This window comes from Pseudomonas sp. H3_D04, assembly GCF_054669175.1.
In genome coordinates, this window is sequence record NZ_CP162801.1 from 5,765,026 (window position 1) to 5,785,286 (window position 20,261).

At 58.7% G+C, this 20,261-nt stretch carries 18 protein-coding genes and 1 pseudogene; 5 read left to right on the forward strand and 14 right to left on the reverse strand.

Annotated elements, in window-relative coordinates; all coding sequences use genetic code 11:
• The first annotated feature begins 2 nt into the window (after nt 1-2).
• The 3 genes from AB4N91_RS26495 (at nt 3) to AB4N91_RS26505 (ending at nt 3,930) form a co-directional block, all read left to right on the forward strand.
• On the forward strand, nt 3-467 hold the full coding sequence (locus tag AB4N91_RS26495; protein WP_460111903.1) for an inhibitor of vertebrate lysozyme family protein: 465 nt from the start codon (nt 3-5) through the stop codon (nt 465-467).
• A gap of 699 nt (nt 468-1,166) precedes the next feature.
• Nucleotides 1,167-2,498: a glutamate/aspartate:proton symporter GltP gene (gene gltP / locus AB4N91_RS26500; RefSeq protein WP_010465575.1), complete on the forward strand. Its 1,332-nt coding sequence runs from the start codon at nt 1,167-1,169 to the stop codon at nt 2,496-2,498.
• A gap of 202 nt (nt 2,499-2,700) precedes the next feature.
• Nucleotides 2,701-3,930 carry a nucleoside recognition domain-containing protein gene (locus AB4N91_RS26505; RefSeq protein ID WP_010465573.1) on the forward strand — a complete coding sequence of 410 codons (1,230 nt, stop codon included), beginning with the start codon at nt 2,701-2,703 and terminating at the stop codon, nt 3,928-3,930.
• 97 nt (nt 3,931-4,027) lie between these two features.
• On the opposite strand, the gene AB4N91_RS26510 is transcribed toward AB4N91_RS26505, so the two are convergent.
• The 12 genes and pseudogenes from AB4N91_RS26510 to AB4N91_RS26565 all read right to left on the reverse strand — a co-directional run bounded on the left by AB4N91_RS26510 (nt 4,028) and on the right by AB4N91_RS26565 (nt 17,326).
• Nucleotides 4,028-4,663, reverse strand: coding sequence for an ABC-type transport auxiliary lipoprotein family protein (locus tag AB4N91_RS26510; protein ID WP_460111904.1), 636 nt, complete (start codon nt 4,661-4,663; stop codon nt 4,028-4,030).
• On the reverse strand, nt 4,660-5,598 hold the full coding sequence (locus AB4N91_RS26515; RefSeq protein ID WP_010465569.1) for an MlaD family protein: 939 nt from the start codon (nt 5,596-5,598) through the stop codon (nt 4,660-4,662). The genes AB4N91_RS26510 and AB4N91_RS26515 overlap by 4 nt, the downstream gene beginning before the upstream one ends.
• A gap of 1 nt (nt 5,599) precedes the next feature.
• Complete coding sequence (locus AB4N91_RS26520) at nt 5,600-6,403, reverse strand: ABC transporter ATP-binding protein (RefSeq protein ID WP_010465567.1); 804 nt, start codon at nt 6,401-6,403, stop codon at nt 5,600-5,602.
• The gene (locus tag AB4N91_RS26525) at nt 6,400-7,548 is read right to left on the reverse strand and encodes an ABC transporter permease (RefSeq protein WP_424478976.1); all 1,149 of its coding nucleotides are present in this window, start codon (nt 7,546-7,548) and stop codon (nt 6,400-6,402) included. The genes AB4N91_RS26520 and AB4N91_RS26525 overlap by 4 nt, the downstream gene beginning before the upstream one ends.
• Nucleotides 7,549-7,603: 55 nt before the next feature.
• Nucleotides 7,604-8,632 carry a DUF5924 family protein gene (locus AB4N91_RS26530; protein WP_010465563.1) on the reverse strand — a complete coding sequence of 343 codons (1,029 nt, stop codon included), beginning with the start codon at nt 8,630-8,632 and terminating at the stop codon, nt 7,604-7,606.
• 255 nt (nt 8,633-8,887) lie between these two features.
• Nucleotides 8,888-10,264: a M16 family metallopeptidase gene (locus tag AB4N91_RS26535; RefSeq protein WP_083375353.1), complete on the reverse strand. Its 1,377-nt coding sequence runs from the start codon at nt 10,262-10,264 to the stop codon at nt 8,888-8,890.
• A gap of 174 nt (nt 10,265-10,438) precedes the next feature.
• Nucleotides 10,439-12,097: a Na/Pi cotransporter family protein gene (locus AB4N91_RS26540; RefSeq protein ID WP_460111905.1), complete on the reverse strand. Its 1,659-nt coding sequence runs from the start codon at nt 12,095-12,097 to the stop codon at nt 10,439-10,441.
• 483 nt (nt 12,098-12,580) lie between these two features.
• Complete coding sequence (locus tag AB4N91_RS26545; protein WP_083375355.1) at nt 12,581-13,213, reverse strand: hypothetical protein; 633 nt, start codon at nt 13,211-13,213, stop codon at nt 12,581-12,583.
• Entirely contained in the window at nt 13,213-14,370 is a 1,158-nt protein-coding gene (locus tag AB4N91_RS26550; protein WP_083375356.1) for a DUF2515 family protein, read from the reverse strand. Before AB4N91_RS26550 ends, AB4N91_RS26545 begins: the two co-directional genes overlap by 1 nt.
• A 19-nt stretch (nt 14,371-14,389) precedes the next feature.
• Nucleotides 14,390-14,886, reverse strand: a pseudogene (locus AB4N91_RS26555) (PAAR domain-containing protein).
• A 280-nt stretch (nt 14,887-15,166) separates the two neighbouring features.
• On the reverse strand, nt 15,167-15,934 hold the full coding sequence (locus tag AB4N91_RS26560) for a TerC family protein (RefSeq protein ID WP_077748839.1): 768 nt from the start codon (nt 15,932-15,934) through the stop codon (nt 15,167-15,169).
• Nucleotides 15,935-16,018: 84 nt separating this feature from the next.
• Nucleotides 16,019-17,326 carry a CitMHS family transporter gene (locus AB4N91_RS26565; protein ID WP_017341736.1) on the reverse strand — a complete coding sequence of 436 codons (1,308 nt, stop codon included), beginning with the start codon at nt 17,324-17,326 and terminating at the stop codon, nt 16,019-16,021.
• A 418-nt stretch (nt 17,327-17,744) separates the two neighbouring features.
• On the opposite strand from AB4N91_RS26565, the gene AB4N91_RS26570 reads away from it, so the two are divergent.
• Nucleotides 17,745-18,146 (forward strand): GFA family protein, encoded by a 402-nt coding sequence (locus AB4N91_RS26570; RefSeq protein ID WP_010465546.1) that lies wholly within the window; start codon nt 17,745-17,747, stop codon nt 18,144-18,146.
• Here the strand turns inward: AB4N91_RS26570 and AB4N91_RS26575 are convergent, their stop codons facing one another.
• Nucleotides 18,147-18,473, reverse strand: a complete 327-nt coding sequence (locus AB4N91_RS26575; protein ID WP_010465544.1) for a DOPA 4,5-dioxygenase family protein — start codon at nt 18,471-18,473, stop codon at nt 18,147-18,149.
• An 84-nt stretch (nt 18,474-18,557) separates the two neighbouring features.
• Here AB4N91_RS26575 and AB4N91_RS26580 point away from each other — a divergent pair, with 84 nt between their 5' ends.
• Nucleotides 18,558-19,235 (forward strand): NAD(P)-dependent oxidoreductase, encoded by a 678-nt coding sequence (locus tag AB4N91_RS26580; RefSeq protein ID WP_010465542.1) that lies wholly within the window; start codon nt 18,558-18,560, stop codon nt 19,233-19,235.
• Here the strand turns inward: AB4N91_RS26580 and AB4N91_RS26585 are convergent.
• Nucleotides 19,222-20,172 (reverse strand): choline sulfate utilization transcriptional regulator, encoded by a 951-nt coding sequence (locus tag AB4N91_RS26585; protein ID WP_077748841.1) that lies wholly within the window; start codon nt 20,170-20,172, stop codon nt 19,222-19,224. The two genes, AB4N91_RS26580 and AB4N91_RS26585, sit on opposite strands and share 14 nt — an antisense overlap.
• Between the last annotated feature and the right edge of the window lie 89 nt (nt 20,173-20,261).

Below are 20,261 nucleotides of genomic sequence, written 5' to 3' on the forward strand. Positions count from 1 at the left end.
ACATGAGCGTTTTGTTAAAGACACTGGCAGCCGCCCTGCTTCTGGGCGGTAGTGCCATGGCGATGGCGGCCAATGACGGCCAGACGCGGGCCAGCGAATTATTGAATTCGGACCCGCAGTACCGTGAAACGTGGACTAAAGTCGTTAAAAAGGAAGAACGACTGCCGGAATGGGTGATGAACCTGTCTGGCGATGCCGAGCAAATGAATGCTGTTGAAGAGGATGGCGACAAGTACCTGGTCGGGCCGCTTTGCGAAACGCAACCGACGTGCCTGAACAAGCGCTTGATCGTGGCTTTCAGCTTCGACAAAAAGGACGCCTACGCCATGCTGGTCGAAGTACCTGCAGGATTGCCGGCCGACAAGTCGCCAACGCGACATGCCGACTACCGCTTCCTCGGGAAACCGAACCAAGGCATGCAGGACATGTTGATGGAACAGCTCAAGAAAGATCCGAACTGGTACTGAGTTTGAAACATGAAAGGAGCAGCATCGCTTCTTTCCAGTGCGCTACCCGAGGAAGGTAGACGCATGACCAAGGGGTCGGGACGTTCTGACTGTTTCAGGGTCGGAGTGACCTACGGGCACATGGAGTGTCTGCGCAAGGGCCGGGTCAGGTAATAAAGCTGCGACGCAAGTTCGCCAGCCCAGAGTGGCTGGACGGACTTGCGAAGAGCTTCAACGTGCAAAGCGTTGATCTAGAGCACTGCACCCTATTCCCCCTGCTGCATATTCCCCACAAAACCGTTTCGCGGTGTTTCTTCACGACCGTATATCGAGAAACCTTCGACTTTCGGCAGAAGAGTTTTCGCTGCCAAACGTAGGCTTTTTCCGAAATTTCGTCATGAATTCAACTGTTTAAAAAACAACCAACCTCCTCTGAAATGGCCGGTTCACGGCACTTATGCCTGCCGAAATGTCGTATTCGAACCGGTTGGGACGCGAGTTTCAATTAAAAAAGCTCATGCCGATTCGGCATAGGGTAGGCGTTTACGGCATTAGACGTCGCATCCTTGCATCGGAATAGTTGCGCCTTTTTTCGCCTGCCAGAGAGCCGAAACAAAGCGCTCCGGGGCACCTTATACGGGGGCAGATGCGCAGACTTTTTCGCCACGAGCGTTCCAGTTCTTGCATTCGCCTGAGTCAAACGCAAGTAAGGGTAAAGATATGAAGAAGGCAAAGCTCAGCCTCGCCTGGCAGATCCTCATCGGTCTGGTTCTGGGGATAGCAATCGGTGCGCTGCTCAACCATTTCAGTGCCGAAAAAGCCTGGTGGATCAGCAACGTCCTGCAACCGGCAGGCGATATCTTTATCCGTCTGATCAAGATGATCGTGATCCCGATCGTCATCTCATCGTTGATCGTCGGCATCGCTGGCGTAGGCGATGCGAAGAAACTCGGGCGTATCGGCCTCAAGACCATCATTTACTTCGAGATCGTCACCACCATCGCCATCGTGGTCGGTCTGGTGCTGGCCAACGTGTTCCATCCGGGCACCGGCATCGACATGAGCACCCTGGGTACGGTGGATATTTCCAAGTACCAGGCCACAGCTGCCGAGGTTCAGCATGAACACGCGTTCATCGAAACCATCCTCAACCTGATCCCGTCGAACATCTTCGCGGCCATGGCCCGTGGCGAAATGCTGCCGATCATCTTCTTCTCCGTATTGTTCGGCCTCGGTCTGTCGAGCCTGCAATCGGACCTGCGCGAGCCGCTGGTGAAGATGTTCCAGGGCGTATCCGAGAGCATGTTCAAAGTCACCCACATGATCATGAACTATGCCCCGATCGGCGTGTTCGCACTGATCGCGGTGACCGTGGCCAACTTCGGTTTCGCTTCTCTGATACCGCTGGCCAAACTGGTGATCCTGGTTTACGTCGCCATCGCCTTCTTCGCCTTTGTCATTCTCGGCCTGATTGCCAGGATGTTTGGCTTCTCGGTGATCAAGCTGATGCGCATCTTCAAGGATGAGCTGGTGCTGGCCTACTCCACCGCCAGTTCCGAAACCGTGCTGCCGCGCGTGATCGAGAAGATGGAAGCCTACGGCGCGCCGAAAGCCATTTGCAGCTTCGTGGTGCCGACCGGTTACTCGTTCAACCTCGACGGCTCGACCCTGTACCAGAGCATCGCGGCGATCTTCATTGCCCAGCTGTACGGCATCGACCTGTCGATCAGCCAGCAATTGCTGCTGGTGCTGACCCTGATGGTGACGTCCAAAGGCATCGCCGGCGTACCGGGCGTGTCCTTCGTAGTGCTGCTGGCCACCTTGGGCAGCGTGGGTATTCCGCTGGAAGGCCTGGCCTTCATCGCCGGTGTAGACCGCATCATGGACATGGCGCGTACTGCCTTGAACGTGATCGGCAATGCCTTGGCCGTGCTGGTCATCTCCCGCTGGGAAGGCATGTACGACGACGCCAAGGGCCAACGCTACTGGAACTCGCTGCCGCACTGGCGCAGCAAGGAAAAGCTGCCAGTTGGCGAGGTTTCCAAGAACTAACGCAAAACCTTGCAGGAGTGAGCCTGCTCGCGATAGCGGTGCATCAAACAACAGAGATGTTGGATGTGCCGCCCCCATCGCGAGCAGGCTCACTCCTACAAAGGTCCGGTGTAAGCCGAACAAACAAACCCCGGAGAAATCCGGGGTTTGTCGTTTCTGCACACCCCGCTATCATTCGCGGCATTCTTCGGGGGATTTAACTGTGCTCAATGGCCTGTGGCTTGGCTTTTTCATCGTGGCTGCCGTTTCGGCACTGGCGCAATGGCTGATCGGCGGTAACGCCGGGATCTTCGCGGCGATGGTGGAAAGCATTTTCGCCATGGCCAAGTTATCGGTCGAAGTCATGGTCCTGCTGTTCGGCACCCTGACCCTCTGGCTGGGCTTTCTGCGAATTGCCGAGAAGGCCGGGATCGTCGAATGGCTGGCCAAGGCGCTGGGTCCCTTGTTTTTGCGCCTGATGCCGGAAGTGCCGGCCGGTCACCCGGCCATCGGCCTGATCACGCTGAACTTCGCCGCCAACGGCCTGGGCCTGGACAACGCCGCCACGCCGATCGGGCTGAAGGCCATGAAGGCGCTGCAAGAACTCAACCCCAGCGCCACCATCGCCAGCAACGCGCAGATCCTGTTCCTGGTCCTCAACGCCTCCTCCCTGACCCTGCTGCCGGTGACGATCTTCATGTACCGCGCCCAGCAAGGTGCGCCCGATCCGACGCTGGTGTTCTTGCCGATTTTGCTGGCAACCAGCTGCTCGACACTGGTGGGCCTGCTGTCGGTGGCGTTCATGCAACGTCTGCGACTGTGGGACCCCGTGGTGCTCGCGTATCTGATTCCCGGTGCCTTGGCCCTCGGTGGCTTCATGGCGCTGCTGGCGACGCTCTCGGCGACCGCTCTGGCCGGCCTGTCATCGATCCTCGGCAACCTGACGCTGTTCGGGTTGATCATGCTGTTTCTGGTGGTTGGCGCATTGCGCAAAGTGAAGGTCTACGAAGCGTTCGTCGAAGGCGCCAAGGAGGGCTTCGACGTGGCCAAGAACCTGCTGCCGTATCTGGTGGCGATGCTCTGCGCCGTCGGTGTACTGCGGGCGTCCGGGGCGCTGGATTTTGGTCTCGACGGGATTCGGCATCTGGTGGAGTGGGCCGGTTGGGACACGCGCTTCGTCGACGCACTGCCGACGGCGATGGTCAAACCGTTCTCCGGCAGCGCCGCGCGGGCGATGCTGATCGAAACGATGAAGACCTCTGGCGTGGACAGCTTCCCGGCGCTGGTGGCGGCGACGGTCCAGGGCAGTACGGAAACGACATTCTATGTGCTGGCGGTGTACTTCGGCGCGGTGGGCATCCAGCGGGCGCGGCACGCGGTGGGGTGTGCGTTGCTGGCGGAGTTTGCTGGCGTACTGGGCGCCATCGGCGTTTGCTACTGGTTCTTCGGTTAACCAACGATCCCCTGTGGGAGCAAGCCTGCTCGCGATAGCGGTGTGACAGTCGACATTAGTGGTGACTGATTTACCGCTATCGCGAGCAGGCTTACGCCTACAGGGGTCCCGTGTTGGCTTTAAGGGCGACTTTCTGGCCTTGCTCTACCGTCCAAGCCACCACCTGCGCCGTCAACTGATCACTCGCCTGGCCAAATCCGGCCACCACCGCCGGCACTTTCACATCGCTCAATGGCTGACGCACTTCAAAGCGGCGGCTGGCGAGGATGCGCTGGTCATACCCACGCACCAACAAGGCATCCAGCCGCACGACCACGCTCGCAGCGGTGCCTTGGTACTCAGTCTGAAATGCTTGCAGGCTCCCGCCCAACTCCAGATCTGCCTGGAAGTTGCTGTCATCCGTGCTCAGCAACGGCACCCGGCCGTCCCGCTGGAAACCATCCAGCAACCGATTACGCAGCAACACCGGCGCCGGATCACTCCAGCGCGAGGCGGTGTAGCTGCTGATCAGATCACCTTGCGGGATCACGGCGATTTTCGGGCTGTTCAACGCTTCGCTGGCCTGCGGCTTGGTCAGGCGCAGCGACCAGCGTTGCGGCGTGCCGTGGCTGGCCGAAACGCTGCTCTGGGTCGACGGCAAGCGATAGACATCGGAGGGCTCGGACTTGGGCAGGATCGAGCAGGCGCTGACCAACGTGAAGCTGGCGAGGAGGGCGAAGGTCGCAAGCTTCATGGCGTGAACTCCTTGTTCTTGTCATTGCCCAGCAAATAACCGCTGGGGTTGGCTTCCAGGCGCTGGGAGATGGCTCGCAACGACGTCAGGGTGTCGCGCAGCTCGCGCACCGCTGGCGCCAGGCCATTGAGGCCCTGCAAGCCGCTGTTCAGGGAATCCTGGTTGGTCGTGAGCAACTTGTTGATGGTCGCGCTGCTTTGTTCCAGTGATTTCATCGCCTGCTCGGCGCTGCCGAACATCTGCTTGCCCTGATCGTTGAGCAAGCCGTTGGCGTTGCGCATCAGCGTCGACGTCTGTTCCAGCATGGCGCCAGCCTGCTTGCCGACCGACGCCAGTTGCTGCATCGCCTGACGAATATCACCGCGCTGGTCGGCGATGGTCCCGGTGGTTTGTTCCAGATGTTCCAGCGTCTTGCTGATGCGCTCGACGTTCTCCGTAGAAAACATCAGGTTGGCGTTATGCATCAGTGTGTTCACACCGGCCATCAGGTCGCCGCTGTCATTGAGCAAGCGAGCGATAGGCGAGGGTGAAGCGACAATCACCGGCAGATGGCCGTCCTTGCCTTTGAGGGTCGGGCTTTGCGGCGTACCGCCACTGAGTTGAATGATCGATGTGCCGGTGATCCCGGTCAGCGCCAGGATGGCCCGGGTGTCTTCCTTGATCGGCGTATCGCCGCCCAGGCGAATCCGCGCCAGCACCCGGCGCGGGTCTTTCGGGTCCAGGCGCAACGTCACCACATCACCGACCTTGATCCCGCTGTACTGCACGGCGCTGCCCTTGGACAAGCCACTGACCGCCTCGTTGAAGACGACTTCGTAATCCTTGAACTCGGTGTCGACACTGGACTTGGCCAGCCACAGGCCGAAGAGCAGGGCACCTGCCACCACAATCACGGTGAACAGGCCGATCAATACATGATGGGCTCGGGTTTCCATGTCAGACCTCTTTCAACTGTTGAGCGGCGGTCAGCGCCGCGCGGCCGCGAGGGCCATGGAAGTATTCGTGAATCCACGGGTCGTCGGTTTCCGAGACCTTGTCGATGGCGTCCGCCACCAGCACCTTTTTCTGCGCCAGCACCGCCACCCGGTCGGTGATGGTGTAGAGCGTGTCGAGGTCATGGGTCACCAGAAACACACTCAGGCCCAACGCATCGCGCAACGTCAGGATCAATTGATCAAAGGCTGCGGCGCCAATCGGGTCGAGGCCGGCGGTGGGTTCGTCGAGAAACAGAATGTCCGGGTCCAGCGCCAACGCCCGGGCCAGCGCCGCGCGCTTGATCATGCCGCCAGACAGCGAGGCAGGGTATTTGTCCGCCGCGGACAGCGGCAACCCGGCCAACGCCAGTTTCACCGCCGCCAGATGCTCGGCGTCTTCACGGCTCAGGCCGGCGTGTTCGATCAGGGGCAGGGCGACGTTCTCGGTCACGGTCAGCGAAGAAAACAGGGCGCCTTTCTGGAACAGCACGCCGAAACGCCGTTCGACCATCGAGCGTTCATGTTCGGGCAGCGTCGGCAGGTTCTTGCCAAAGACCTTCACCACACCCTCGCTGGGCTGGCGTAAGCCGACGATGCTGCGCAGCAGCACCGATTTTCCGCTGCCGGAACCGCCGACCACGGCAAGGATTTCACCTTTGTACAAATCGAGGTCGAGGTTTTCGTGCACGCTCTGGCTGCCGAAGCGATTGCACAGCCCACGGACTTCGATCACCGCCTCGGAGGGCGCTCGGGGTAAACGACTCACCAGCCCATCTCCATGAAAAACAGCGCGGCCACGGCATCGAGCACGATCACCACGAAAATCGACTGCACCACACTCGACGTGGTGTGCGCGCCCACGGACTCAGCGCTGCCACTGACCTTGAAGCCTTCGAGGCAACCGATTGCAGCGATCAGGAACGCGAAGATCGGCGCTTTGACGATCCCCACCAGAAAGTGCTGAACGCCGATATCGGTTTGCAGCAGCGACAGGAACATCGCCGGCGAGATACCCAGCGACACGGCACAGACCACGCCACCGCCGATAATCCCCGAGAGCATGGCCAGGAAGGTCAACATCGGCAACGCCACCAGCAGCGCCAGCACCCGTGGCACCACGAGCAATTCCATCGGGTCGAGGCCCAGTGTGCGGATCGCGTCGATTTCTTCGTTAGCCTTCATCGAACCGATTTGCGCGGTGAACGCACTGGCGGTGCGGCCGGCCATCAGAATCGCGGTCAGCAATACTCCGAACTCTCGCAGGAAGGAGAACGCCACCAGGTCCACGGTAAAAATACTCGCACCGAAGCTGGCCAGCACCGTCGCCCCGAGAAACGCCACCACCGCACCGACCAGAAAGGTCAGCAGGGCGACGATGGGCGCGGCGTCGAGGCCAGTCTGTTCGATGTGCGCGACCATGGGCGTGATGCGCCAGCGCTTGGGACGAAACAGATTGCGGGCAATGGTTTCGAGGATCAGGCCGACGAAGCCCAGCAGTTGCAGGGTGTCCTGCCAGACGGTGTCGACTGCGCGGCCAATGCGGGTCAGCAGTTGAATGCCGACACTGATCTCCGGTTCCTTGACCGGTACGCAGAAGTCGCTGAGCGAGCAATAAACCGTCTGCAACAAGGCACGGTCAGCAGGGGACAACGTGCAATCGGGGTGTTCGGCGGATCGCCCCAGACGCTCGGACCCGAGCAATTCCACCAACAACGACGCCCCGGCGGTATCGAGCGCACCGAGGCCATTGAGGTCGATGTGCGTGCTGTCGTCGTATTGACCACGGAGCTTTTCGCTCAGGTGCTTGAGATCGGCGTAGTGGGCGAGCGTCCAGTCGCCCGTGACCCGCAGTTGAGCAGGGGAGTGAGAGACATCTAGCTGGGCATTGCCGGCCATTGTGCTGCTGGTCATAAGCTCCGTGCTTGTTCGGCTATTAGCGCAGCGCTACGTAATAGCACGAACCGGATTACTTTTCTTTGATCGGTGTGCTGTCCGTGATCTTGAAGCGCAGCACGCCGATGACCTGGCCATCCTCGGTCAGCACCCGCACTTGCCATTTACCGGCAGGATTGCCCGGGAAATTCTGCTTGTGGGTCCAGGCACGGTAGCCTTCCTTGCGTCCGCCGTGGATGTCCAGCGGGATACGGTCGACCTCTTTACCGTTGAACTGCCACACGTGATAAATCCGCTCATCGAGGCCGCGCGGTGCGTTGATGGCGGTGTAGGCGTACAACCCGTCCCCACGGATCTGCTCGGCGCTGACTTCGTCCAGACTCTTGCCGGGTGTGCGGTCCTGCATTTGCGTGCTGATCGCCACGTCGGTCATCCATAAAGTGGCCGGCGGCACCCAGGAACGCAGCACCCAGCCGAGGGCACCGATGCCCAGCGTGATACTCAGGATCGCCAACGCGTTGCGCACCGTGCGGATCGGGAAGATCGAGGCCAGGCTCGGGAACGACAGTAAAACAGCGGTGCCCAGCGCCAGTTTGAAGCTTTGCGAAGTGGTCAGGTGCAGGATGACGGGCAGGGCGGTGAGCAGCGCGGCAAACAGCGTCAGCGTGTGCAACGCCAGGAACGCCCAGCGCCGGGGTGCCAGCCATTTGTAGTAGAGCGGGTCGATGATGGAAATCAACGCCGCCATGCTCAGCAAACCGGTGAAGAAAAACTGGCCACTGTTCCAGGTCGTGGTGATGAAAAAGAACGGCAGGACGAAGAACAGGCTTTCCTGGTGGATCATCTGCGTGGCGTAACGCAGCAAAGGCTGGGGGATTTCGCGCTTGAAGAGTTTGGTGAACAACTTGGTCAGGCTGTTTTCCAGCATCAGCCAGATCCAGCTGAGCACCATGATGATGGTGATCCAGGTCGCCAGGCCCTGTTGCCGATCCACCAGGATGAAGCTGCCGACTCCGGAGATAAAACCACCGAGCGCAATGACCCCTGGATAGCGCTTCATCAATTCCAGGATGCGCTGGACGTACAGGGTCAGAGTAGGCATTCGGCGGTTCGCAATAGTCGTGGGAAAAATCCTCGACAGAGTACCGCCCGGGCGGGGGCGTGGCGAGGGGGATACGTCCGTTTTCCCTATACAACATTGTGGAGAGGGCGCTTGCTCCCGCTGGGGTGCGAAGCGCCCCCAAACCCGCACACTGCGTGTCATCAGGTAGAGCGCAAGCACCGGTTTTACGACTGCTGCGCAGCCGAGCGGAAGCAAGCTCCCTCGCCACAAAAGCCCTGCTGCCAGGGCGGCCAGTTACCGGCGGCGATGGACTCGCCAAGCCAATACCCCGAGGACAAGCAATCCAAACACCCCGGCCATCGCCCACATCAACTGGTCATAACTCATCAGCGGCTTCTCGATCCGCACATACCCCGGTTGCATGAGCAACTCGCGCATGGCCTTGTTCGCTTCTTCCAGCGTCACGCCTTGCAGTTCCCTGGCCGGGGCGGCGAAACGCCCGTCCTGGTAGTCGCCCAGCGCGCTCCAGTAGTAATCGGCCAGCGCGCTGGTGCCTTGCACGGCCCAAGCCTGGCGGGCGATGGCGGCCTGTTTGAGGCGGTTGAAGGTGTTTGCGTCGAGACCGTCCTTGAGCAAATCGGCCTTCAAATCCTCCAGCACCTGCCGGGCCTTAGGCACGTCATCGCGCTCAAGGTCGGCGTTCAGGCTCATGAAGCCCACCCCGCCAAACACCTCGCGCTCGGCCGAGGGGCCGTAGGACAAACCGTGGGACAGGCGCAATTGGCGGTAGAGCGCCCAGTCCAGATAGTCCTTGAGCAGGTCGAAGGTTTCGTCGTGCTGATCCTGCAGCACCGGTTCCGGCACCAGCCAATGCAACTTGGCGCCGCCGCCGACGAAACCATCGCTCAGCGTTCGTTCATGGGCGGCACTGGCCTGGATTTCCGGCAAGGGCAGGTGATCGGTAGGCTCGACCGCTTCAAGTTCACCATAGGAGCGTTCCAGATACGCCGGCAACAACTTGTCGAGCTCGCCGACCACGATCAGCGTCATGTTATTGGGCGCGTACCAGGCCTTGCGTACCGTCTCGAGTTGCTCGCGAGTCAGGTTATCGACTTCCGGGCGCTCGGGGCATTTAAGGCCCAGCTCCACTGCCAGCTGATTGCTCGCGGTGTGGCCCAGGTCCTGACGATCCAGCCAGCGCTGCAAGTGCGAGTAATGGCCGCCGTCCTCACGCTCGACCACTTGTTTGGCGGCGTTGATGGCGTTGTCGTCGATTCGGGTCTGCGTCAGCAGCGCCAGCAGCAGGTCGAGCACCTTGCGCTGGTTTTTCGCCGGGGCTTCAATGACGAACGTCGTGTCAGCGTTGCTGGTGAACGCGTTCCACTCACCGCCCAACGCCTGCATGCGCTCTTCCAGGCCGCCTTCGCCGGTTGCATCGATGCCGCTGAACAACAAGTGTTCGAGCAGATGCGGCAGCTCCTTGTCGGCGCAGCTGAAATCATCCAGACCTACGCCGACCACCAGGCGAATCGCCACGTGCCCGCGCTCGGTGCCGGGTTTGAGCAGTAATTGCAAACCGTTGGGCAGCGTATAGCCCTCGACCTGGAAACGATCCAGGGCAAACGAAGGAAATGAGCCAAGCAACAGACAGGCGAACAGCAGACAACGCATAGCAAGCTTCCATACGGCTGATTGGAGATCCGTGTCGCTTTCCAGGCAGCCATCGCGAGCAGGCTCGCTCCCACATTGGTTTTGTGAACACCACAATTCAAATGTGGGAGCGAGCCTGCTCGCGATGATCTTGAACCGGAACCACTGTTACTGACTGACCACACCGCCAGACGTTCAAGGCGAATGCGTGATGTCAGCCATATCGTCGACCGCCAGTGCACCGGTGTCCGATGTTTCCAGCACCACATAAGCGCTGCTACAGAACAGCGAGTTCAAGCGCTTCATGTCGGCGATCAGCTCCAGGTGCAGTGAACTGGTCTCGATACTTTGCACGATCTTACGTTGCAGACGGCTGACGTGAGCATGGGCCAGGCGGCGTTCCTGTGCGCGAAAGCGACGTTTCTCACGCAGAAGCTGGCGGGCACTTTCCTTGTCGGCACTGAGAAATACCGACAAGCCCAAACGCAGGTTGGAGATCAACTGGCTGTGCAACCCGGCCAGTTCTTCCAGACCAACCTCGGAAAAAGACCGGCGCTGCGAGGTTTTCTGCTGCTGCACCTTGCGCAGCATGCGTTCGATCAAATCGCTGGCCAGCTTGAGGTTGATCGCCAGTTCGATGATTTCCGCCCAACGCCGGCTGTCTTGGTCGCTCAAATCTTCTCGGGGCATTTGCGCCAGGTAAAGCTTGATGGCGCTGTAGAGCGCTTCGACATCATCCGTCAGTTTGCGCATTTCCTGGGTGATGGCGGATTGTTTACCACGCAGCACGTCGAGCATTGCTTCGAGCATGTTGTCGATCAGATCGCCCATGCGCAGGGTTTCTCGCGCGGCGTTGGCCAATGCCAGGCTGGGGGTAACCAGCGCGGTCGGATCAAGGTGGCGGGGTTTCGCCGTGCCGTTGAGCTCCGGCCGCTCCGGCAGCAGCCACGCGCAAAGCCTGGCCATCGGGCCGACGCTGGGCAACAGGATCAGGCAGCGCACGGTGTTGTAGAGCAGATGGAAGCCAATGACCATTTCCTGAGGGCTGAAGTCGAGGCTGTCGATCCAGTGCACCAGCGGGTCCAGCACCGGAATGATCAGCAGCAGCCCGATCAGTTTGTACAGCAGGCTGCCGAGCGCCACCTGACGGCCAGCGGCGTTTTGCATGCTGGTGCTGAGAAACGCGAGGATACCGCTGCCGATGTTGGCACCGATCACCAGGCCGATCGCCACCGGCAGGCTGATGACGCCGGCGCCAGCCAGGGTTGCGGTCAGCAGCACGGCGGCCAGGCTGGAATAGGAAACCATCGCGAACAACGCGCCGACCAGGGCGTCCAGCAGGATATCGCCGGTCAATGAGGCGAAAATCACTTTCACGCCCTGCGCCTGGGTAATCGGCGCGGCGGATTCGACGATCAGTTGCAGCGCCAGGATGATCAGCCCAAGACCGATGCTGACGCGACCCATCTGGCCCAGGCGAGTCTGCTTGCGGGACAGGAAGAAAATCACCCCGAGAAAAATCAGCAGCGGCGACAGCCACGACAAATCAAACGTCAGCACCCGCGCCATCAGCGCCGTACCGACATCCGCGCCGAGCATCGTTGCCAGGGCGGGCGTCAGCGCCATCAGGCCCTGACCGACGAAGGATGTGACGAGCATGGCCGTGGCGTTGCTGCTCTGGACCATCGCGGTAACGACGATCCCCGAGATGAACGCGAGCCAGCGTTTGGACATGTTCTGGCCGATCACATGGCGCAGATTGGAACCGTAGACCCGCAAGATGCCGGTTCGGACGATGTGCGTGCCCCAGATCAACAAGGCCACGGCCGATAACAAATTGAGCAGGGTGAGCATGCAGGCCCCCTGTGGTGGTAGCGCCCCAGAGGGGCAAATTGACGGTGCCGCGCGACGTTCTACGTTCTGTACTTAAGCTGTAGTTGGCTAACGGTCTGGGCGCCAGCATCGCATAGCTAAAGAAGTGATTGAAACAAAACTGTCATGAAAACAGGTTGATGCAGAGAGTAAAAAAGGGACCCGAAGGTCTCAGCCGGACAGTTGAAAAGGTGCGCGACACAACCCCTGTGGCGAGGGAGCTTGCTCCCGCTGGGCTGCGCAGCAGCCTTAAAATCGGTGGGAGTTCAATCGCTAAAGATATCGTCGCCTAGCCCTACGTCGATCAAATATTTGGGAATGTCGAGTCTTGTGCGACTTCTCTGTATGACTTCCCGATATGAATGTTCAAAAAATCAACTGGGTGGTGAAAAGAAGTCAGACAAATGAACAGCGTAAAAAATGCTGCTCTTTGCAAACACCGACGCCGCCTTCTGGCGCGACTCATCATTCGCTGTAGTAATCCGAACCGACGCTAACATCTATCAAATACTTCGCCGTTTTCGGGTCGCGCTCATCACAGCGGGCGTAGCATTTGACGTTTAGCGCAAGACTGTATTTGTGAGGTATAAGGAGCATCACGATGACTACCTGATCGAACAACTGCCTTTGCAAAGCGTTTTTTTCTACTTCGCTGCCGACGGCTAACCAAGAGTTATCTTGTGGGTTGCGCGGTACCCAGCCCGAGTCTTTTAGCTTCCCCTGCAACTGAGTGAGTAAGGGAATCAGCTGATTGAAAGGCAAGGTCTCCAACATTGGAGAAGTTGTCATGGTCGAGACTTTGCCTTCATCAAAACCAACGGCGCCAAACTTGGTTGCTGGTAGCGTAAAACCATGCTCAGGATCATCAAAATGGATGATGACTGGCTCTGATATCCATGTAGAACTAGGATGCGGTGGCGTGCTCGGATAAAAAGCGGTATTCGCAGGCACCGAAAACGTTGAGTCCTCAACGGTATCCTTGTAAGACTTCCCTATGTGCGCACTCAAAACTTCCGTATTCCAATTGAAGTAGGCAATACACAGCCCAATAACAATTGCACTCATGCTTATCAGAGATAGCCTGGTGAGTGGTTTCATCAGCGGATCCCTCCACCTTGAGATATTTCTGTAATGGATTGCTTTAGTTGGGCTTTTGAAGTGGGGTTTTTTAATAAGGCATCGAATTGTGTTGCAGCACGAAGTACGAATTCCATTCGTTGATCCTTGTTTGCCAGATTGGCCAATGGATTACTGCCGAAGGCAACCTTTCGCCCGTCTGCCGCTTTGCATTGACTTGCCAGAGTCAACTGGATTTCTTCTGCGGCTCCGGACAGCATCCCTGTGACTACTGATACGACATCTCCAGCATGGGTGCCGCGCATTAGGTAAGCGAAGTGGGAATCGTCATACATCGCAGGTTGCAAAATGTTCAGCTGTTCATGACCGGCCATGAATTCGACGCTTTTGGTAATTCTTCCTTCATCTATGGCTTTGAAAGTATCGGTCACTTCTGCACGCGCTGCACCGAACTCTACTTTGTCAGCGATGGGCCACAGAACTTCATTTTTTAGTTGGTTGCGTTTGGAAAGACAGGCTTCCATTTCTTTGAAGCCCCGCACCATAAAAAACCGATGCAACGGATAAACATCCAGAAACAGCGAGGTATTACCGAGGGCCAGCATTTCATACACGTAGTCCAACTGCTGCTGAACAGCGGAGCGGGAGTTGTCGCCGAAGGTAATATCCTCAGTGGGAAGAGGATTGGCCGCTTTGGCGCTCGCTAACTCTTTCTCGATTTCCGGATCAGTCTTGCTGAGCTTGAACCCAAACCCTTCGAAAAGGGTTTCCGATTTCCCCGTCCGTAATTTCTCCTGCGCAGCCTTCTGCGCCGCAATAGCCGTTTGCAACTTGGTGGCATGGATCAACCCACACCCCACCTGCTTCGAAGCAAACGCCGCCAACCCCGCCCATTGAAACCGGTTATCCGCCAGCCACAACTGTGCATAGGCCGCGTTGATCTTGCGGTTACGGGCTTGCGGGTCGGCAATCAACACGCCGCCCGGTGCGACCCACTCTTCGGCTTCTTTTTGAAACCTGCGCCACAGGCAATTACAGGTCAGTAATGGCACTTCAACGCGGGTTTTCGGGTTAGGGCCGCCCTTAGTGGTTTCGCGTTTGCAAACGGGGAGTTCGCAGGTGCTGTCCCAGAGTTTCTTCATGTCCAGGTCGTCTGGGGCCATGCATTGTCCAGTCATTTCATTCTTCCTTGAGGCGTCAGACAGTCCAGCGGACGACGGCGAGGTCGGGCTGCAGGGTAGCGACGCTTTGGGTCATGCCCTCCGCGTTGGTCTGGCCTTTGACGATCCGGCCTTCAGCGGTTTCGATTTCGTAGTCCTGTTGGGCAATCGGTTCGCCATTGCCAGCGCTGACGGCTTTGAATTCGACCAAAGGCTGGCCAATGATCGGCAAGGGCGGGATGAAGGGCGCAGGGGAATGAGAGTTGCCGATGATGACGTTGCCGGAGCCGCCAATCACCACACCGCCATGGCTGGTGGTGCTATCGAGCGTATGGCATTCAGGCCGTTGATGAACACGGTTGAAGAGAATCCACCGTTCAGGGCCTGGTCGCAGGTGCATGTGTCGCTGACCCGAGCGGCCGCAAGACCGTTGAAAAAGACATCGGGTGAGCCGCTGGCAATCGGGTTGGTGCCGTGGCCGGGAAGGGGACAGGTGGTCGGGTCCGTGAGGCGTGCAGCCGGTTTTCCAGACACATGCATTCCTTGTCATGTCGTTTGAAGCGAGCGAGGGACGCTAACCACCAGAGCTCGGTGCGTCAACCTTTGAACACGCCATCGTGAAGTATCCGCAATCGAGTGTTGAATAACCTCGATCCGCCAGGCTAATCACAGAGCAAAAAAAGTGGGAGCGAGCCTGCTCGCGATGAGGCCGTCACATTCAACGTTGATGTTGAATGACAGGCCGCTATCGCGAGCAGGCTCGCTCCCACAGGTTTTGTGCACTGACTGGCAGCAGCCAGTGCACAGGTTCGGGTTATTGCCCCGGAATGTCCTTGCGCAGTTTCACCGGATCCTGCTGTTTGCGCTTTTTAGCAATCGCGGTGCGCATCTTGATGTTGATCGCTTCCACCGCCAGCGAGAACGCCATGGCGAAGTAGACGTAGCCTTTTGGCACGTGAACGTCGAAGGATTCGGCAATCAGCACCGTACCGACGATCAGCAGGAACGACAGCGCCAGCATCTTCAGCGACGGGTGCTTGTCGATGAACTCACTGATGGTGCCGGCAGCCAGCATCATCACCAGCACCGCAACGATGATCGCCGCGACCATGACCGGTACGTGGGAGACCATGCCGACGGCGGTAATCACCGAGTCCAGCGAGAACACGATGTCGATGATCGCGATCTGGATGATGGTGTAGAGGAAGTTGCCGCCCTTGCCACTCGGCTCTTCGTTCGTTTCGTCTTCACCTTCCAGCGCGTGGTACATCTCTTGCGAGCTCTTCCACAGCAGGAACAGGCCACCGAAGAACAGGATCAGGTCTCGCCCGGAAATGCCTTGGCCGAACACTTCGAACAAGTCGGCGGTAAGGCGCATGACCCAAGTGATCGACAGCAGCAACAGGATCCGTGTGACCATGGCCAGCGCCAGGCCGAAGATCCGGGTGCGCTGCTGCATGTGTTTGGGCATGCGGCTGACCAGGATCGAAATCATGATGATGTTATCGATACCCAGGACGATTTCCAGGGCGGTCAGGGTAAAGAAGGCAACCCAGATTTCAGGGTTGGTCAGCCATTCCATGTGTATTCCTTTGAGCGAGTGTTAAACCACAAAAGGCCCGGCTTCAAACAGCGAAGCCTGGACCCTTTGTGGTGAGTCTTGGGCTTATAGAGTGCTGAACAGCGGAAAAATCCCCATCAGCAATGCGGCTACCAGTATGCACATGCACACCAGCACTGCCCATTTCAGGGTAAAGCGCTGATGGTCACCAAAATCGATGCCGGCCAGGGCCACCAACAAGTAGGTCGATGGTACCAGCGGGCTCAACAGGTGGACGGGCTGACCGACGATCGAGGCACGTGCCATTTCAACCGCGGTTATACCGTAATGACTGGCGGCTTCGGCAAGTACTGGTAACACGCCGTAATAAAATGCGTCGTTCGACATAAAGAACGTGAACGGCATGCTCACCAGCGCGGTAATCACGGCCAGGTACGGGCCGAGGAAATCAGGGATCACCGCCAGCAGGCTTTTCGACATCGCATCGACCATGCCGGTGCCCGACAGGATACCGGTGAAAATGCCCGCCGCGAAGATCAAACCGACCACCGCAAGTACGCTGCCAGCGTGAGCCGCGACGCGATCCTTCTGCTGTTGCAGGCAAGGATAGTTGACGATCATGGCAATACTGAACGCCACCATGAACAACACCGGCATCGGCAACAGACCGGCAATCAGGGTGCACATCAGGCCCAGGGTCAGGGCGCCGTTGAACCAGATCAACTTCGGACGACGGGCATCCGGGAATTGCGAAACGCTGATTTCACTGTGGTCGATTTCATCGCCCACCAGGTGCAGTTCACCCAGACGCGCACGCTCGCGTTTGCCGTAGAAGTAGGCAATCGCCAGGATTGCCACCACGCCGAACGCCATCGCTGGAATCATCGGAACGAAAATGTCGGACGGGTCCACATGCAGCGCACTGGCCGCACGGGCAGTCGGGCCGCCCCATGGCGTCATGTTCATCACGCCACCGGCGAGGATGATCAGGCCGGCCATGATCCGCGGGCTCATGCCGATGCGACTGTAGAGCGGCAGCATGGCGGCCACGCAGATCATATAAGTGGTTGCGCCGTCACCGTCGAGGGAAACGACGAGCGCCAGTACGGCGGTGCCGACCGACACTTTCAGCGGGTCGCCCTTGACCAGTTTGAGGATCTTGCGCACGGCCGGGTCGAACAGGCCGGAGTCGATCATCAGGGCGAAATACAGAATGGCAAACATCAGCATCACGCCGGTCGGCGCCAGCTTGGTGATGCCTTCGAGCATCATCGGGCCGATCTTCGGCGCGAAACCACCGAACAGGGCGAAGACGATAGGAATGATGATCAGGGCGATCAGCGCGGACAGGCGCTTGGTCATGATCAGGAACATGAACGTGATGACCATGGCGAAGCCAAGGAAAGTCAGCATGGGAATACTCCAGGCGTAGCGCGGCTAGGGAATGGGCGAACCGGGTGGGTCAGCGCAGAACGGGAAGCACGAGGCGTACGGGCGGAGTTGCAGCGAAGCGGCGGGTAGCAGAGGACATCAGAATCACCATTGTTGTTGTTAAATGGGCTGTGCGAGCGATAAAACACTGGCATTGGCCGACCGGTCTTTTGCCGGCAGTGGGGGCGATCCTAATCGGGGAAGCTTTCACCCAGCTTTCGCTGATGAAAGCATTGACCGGATGTGCAACCGGTCGTCGGACTGGGGCAGGGAGGGCGACCGAGTTGCGGGCATCGCGAGCAGGCTCGCTCCCACACAGGATCTGTGTCGTACACAAAACCAATGTGGGAGCGAGCCTGCTCGCGAAAGCGTCAGGAAATACGCATCAGGAGGTAAGGTCATGAGCGAATTTCACACCGGCGGCTGCCACTGCGGACATCTGCGCTATCAATTCAGCGGACCTTTGCACGACATCGCCCACTGCCATTGTTCGATCTGCCGGCGCGTCAGCGGCGGGATCGTGACAACCTGGATCACGGTTCCCGTATCGGCCTTTAAATGGCTGAAAGGGACGCCGGCGCAGTACGAATCTTCAACTACCTGCGTGCGCTATTTCTGCCCGAACTGTGGGGCGCAACTGGCGTTGATCACACATCTGAGCCCCGAGAGTATCGACGTGACCATCGCCACCCTCGATCACCCGGAGCAAGCCCCGGCCGAGCGTCACATCTGGACCCGCAGCCACTTACCCTGGCTGCACTTGGACGAACATTTGCCCGGCGAAGCCGAAGAAAACCTCTGATCAAAAAATAGACAGGTCCAGCGGCCGGATTGCGCCCATCCAGATCGCGTGCTCGGTGTGGTCCAGCAAATCGTCGCCGGTGTCCGGGTGCAGAAACACCACCAAACCCTTGCGGTTGAGCGCCAGCCACGGCAGCACTTCGCCGATCAGCTCCGGCCCGAACGCCAATTGGCAACTCCAGTCCGGGTGCGGACCCACGGGACGTTCATGCACGCGGCCCATTTTCAGCGGGAACACCTGCGCGGCGTGCTCACACAGCGCTCGCGCCTGGTCAATGCTCGTGGCGTCGAAATAGACATGGGCGTGGTAACCCTTGATCTGTTGCATCTGAAACCCTCTGAAACCCAGTCGAACCCTCACCTATTCCCACAGGTCACACGCCATATACGTTGTGAACAAGGAACCTCAGCCATGAAAAATGCCGAAACCCCGGTGGTCAAAGTGGTGCTTTATGGTGCCATGAGTAGCCTGGGCAGTGCGCTGATGGCTGAAATGCTACGGCGTCAACATGAAGTGATCGCGATTCTGGATGACCTGACGGCGCTCCCACCGCGCCCAGGATTGCGCACCAAGACCGGCGATCTGTTCGAGGCCGAACGCGTCAAGCAAAGCGTAGCGGGGAGTTCGGTGGTTATTTGCCTGCTGGATGCCCCCGGATTGCCATTCAATAGCGAGACCGTTGAAAAAACCATCGTTCCAGGCCCGGTCGAACAGGTGTTGGCCGTGGACGCGCTGATCGAGGGCATGCAGGCGGCCGGTATTGCCCGGCTGTTCCTGGTGGGGGATTTTGCCGAACTCGACGACACAGAGGCTGAAGCGCTGGACCCCCTTCAGCGGCATGCCGCCGAGGAAATCCTTGATGCACTGCAAAGCAGTGCCTTGCACTGGACCCTGGTCAATGCGCCTCGCGGAGTGCCGGGGCTGACGATTGAACATTTCAGCCACGTCAGCAGCAGCCTTGAACCGGGCCTGGCCGAACCGCTTGAACGGTTGAACCGCGTGGCCGTAGGGATTGCCGATGAGCTGCGGCTGAATCTTCACGTTCGCGAGCATGTGAACTTCGTTTCGACCGACCCTACACGGCGATAGACGGCAGCGGTAAACCATTCAGCGATTGGGCGCTGCTGGCCTGCTCAGCCATCAACCAGTCCACAAATTGTTGGATCAATACCCCACGCCGTTTTCGCTGGGGCAAAACCACGTAGTAGCCGAGCCTGGAAATCACCGTGTCGGCTATCGGTCGACACAACAAACCTTGCGCCAGCAAGTTATCCACAAGGTGCCGCCAGCCGATTGCAACACCCTGACCACCAATCGCCGCTTGAATCAGCAACGTGTAATTGTCGAAGCGCAATTGCCCGGGGGCCGGGGCCGATGTAATCCCTAACTCGCGAAAGACGCCGCTCCAGTCAAACCAGTTGCTGCTGTTTTCGCCGCGCAGGTGCAGCAGTGGAAATTCCAGCAATGACTGGGCCGGCAAGGGCAGGGGACGATCCTTCAACAGCAGCGGGCTGCAGACCGGAAACACTTCTTCGCTGAACAGCCAATGGCTTTCGCCCTGCTTGAAGCGGCCATCCCCAAACAACACCGCCACATCGATATCAGTGCGCAGCATGTTGTGATTGCGCTCGCTGGTGACCAGGCTGACGTCGACGTGGGGATTGGCTTTATGAAAGCGGTGCAATCGGGGCATCAGCCAATACGCGGCAAAAGCGAAATCCGTGGCCACCTGCAAGACTTCATGTTGATGCTGTGTGCTGATCGCGCTTAATCCGGCATCGATATTCTGCAAACCGAGCTGAACCTGCTCGAAAAGAATGGTCCCGGCCTCAGTCAACTCAATGCCACGGTAAATGCGATCAAACAACCGCGCGGTGAGTTGTTCTTCCAGGCGTTTGATCTGCTGGCTGACGGCGGGCTGCGTAGTGCCCAGCTCTACCGCTGCGGCGGTAAAACTGCGATGGCGGGCCGCCGCTTCAAACGCTCGCAGCAGGTCCAGCGACAAACTTCCAAGGGCGTCATACATAAGCGGTGCTTATCCTAGTCATTGCCGTGCATGGGCTTTACCACAAAGTGCCTGGACTCCATGCTCGATCGCAGCACTCTCGCATAAAT

Excerpts from the sequence above, each read along its gene's own strand:
- AB4N91_RS26575 (WP_010465544.1), bottom strand. The coding sequence starts at position 18,473 with ATGCAACAGATCAAGGGTTACCACGCCCATGTCTATTTCGACGCCACG.
- gltP (WP_010465575.1), top strand. The coding sequence starts at position 1,167 with ATGAAGAAGGCAAAGCTCAGCCTCGCCTGGCAGATCCTCATCGGTCTG.
- AB4N91_RS26570 (WP_010465546.1), top strand. The coding sequence starts at position 17,745 with ATGAGCGAATTTCACACCGGCGGCTGCCACTGCGGACATCTGCGCTAT.
- AB4N91_RS26580 (WP_010465542.1), top strand. The coding sequence starts at position 18,558 with ATGAAAAATGCCGAAACCCCGGTGGTCAAAGTGGTGCTTTATGGTGCC.
- AB4N91_RS26535 (WP_083375353.1), bottom strand. The coding sequence starts at position 10,264 with ATGCGTTGTCTGCTGTTCGCCTGTCTGTTGCTTGGCTCATTTCCTTCG.
- AB4N91_RS26495 (WP_460111903.1), top strand. The coding sequence starts at position 3 with ATGAGCGTTTTGTTAAAGACACTGGCAGCCGCCCTGCTTCTGGGCGGT.
- AB4N91_RS26515 (WP_010465569.1), bottom strand. The coding sequence starts at position 5,598 with ATGGAAACCCGAGCCCATCATGTATTGATCGGCCTGTTCACCGTGATT.
- AB4N91_RS26540 (WP_460111905.1), bottom strand. The coding sequence starts at position 12,097 with ATGCTCACCCTGCTCAATTTGTTATCGGCCGTGGCCTTGTTGATCTGG.
- AB4N91_RS26550 (WP_083375356.1), bottom strand. The coding sequence starts at position 14,370 with ATGACTGGACAATGCATGGCCCCAGACGACCTGGACATGAAGAAACTC.
- AB4N91_RS26510 (WP_460111904.1), bottom strand. The coding sequence starts at position 4,663 with ATGAAGCTTGCGACCTTCGCCCTCCTCGCCAGCTTCACGTTGGTCAGC.
- AB4N91_RS26560 (WP_077748839.1), bottom strand. The coding sequence starts at position 15,934 with ATGGAATGGCTGACCAACCCTGAAATCTGGGTTGCCTTCTTTACCCTG.
- AB4N91_RS26530 (WP_010465563.1), bottom strand. The coding sequence starts at position 8,632 with ATGCCTACTCTGACCCTGTACGTCCAGCGCATCCTGGAATTGATGAAG.
- AB4N91_RS26565 (WP_017341736.1), bottom strand. The coding sequence starts at position 17,326 with ATGCTGACTTTCCTTGGCTTCGCCATGGTCATCACGTTCATGTTCCTG.
- AB4N91_RS26525 (WP_424478976.1), bottom strand. The coding sequence starts at position 7,548 with ATGACCAGCAGCACAATGGCCGGCAATGCCCAGCTAGATGTCTCTCAC.
- AB4N91_RS26545 (WP_083375355.1), bottom strand. The coding sequence starts at position 13,213 with ATGAAACCACTCACCAGGCTATCTCTGATAAGCATGAGTGCAATTGTT.
- AB4N91_RS26585 (WP_077748841.1), bottom strand. The coding sequence starts at position 20,172 with ATGTATGACGCCCTTGGAAGTTTGTCGCTGGACCTGCTGCGAGCGTTT.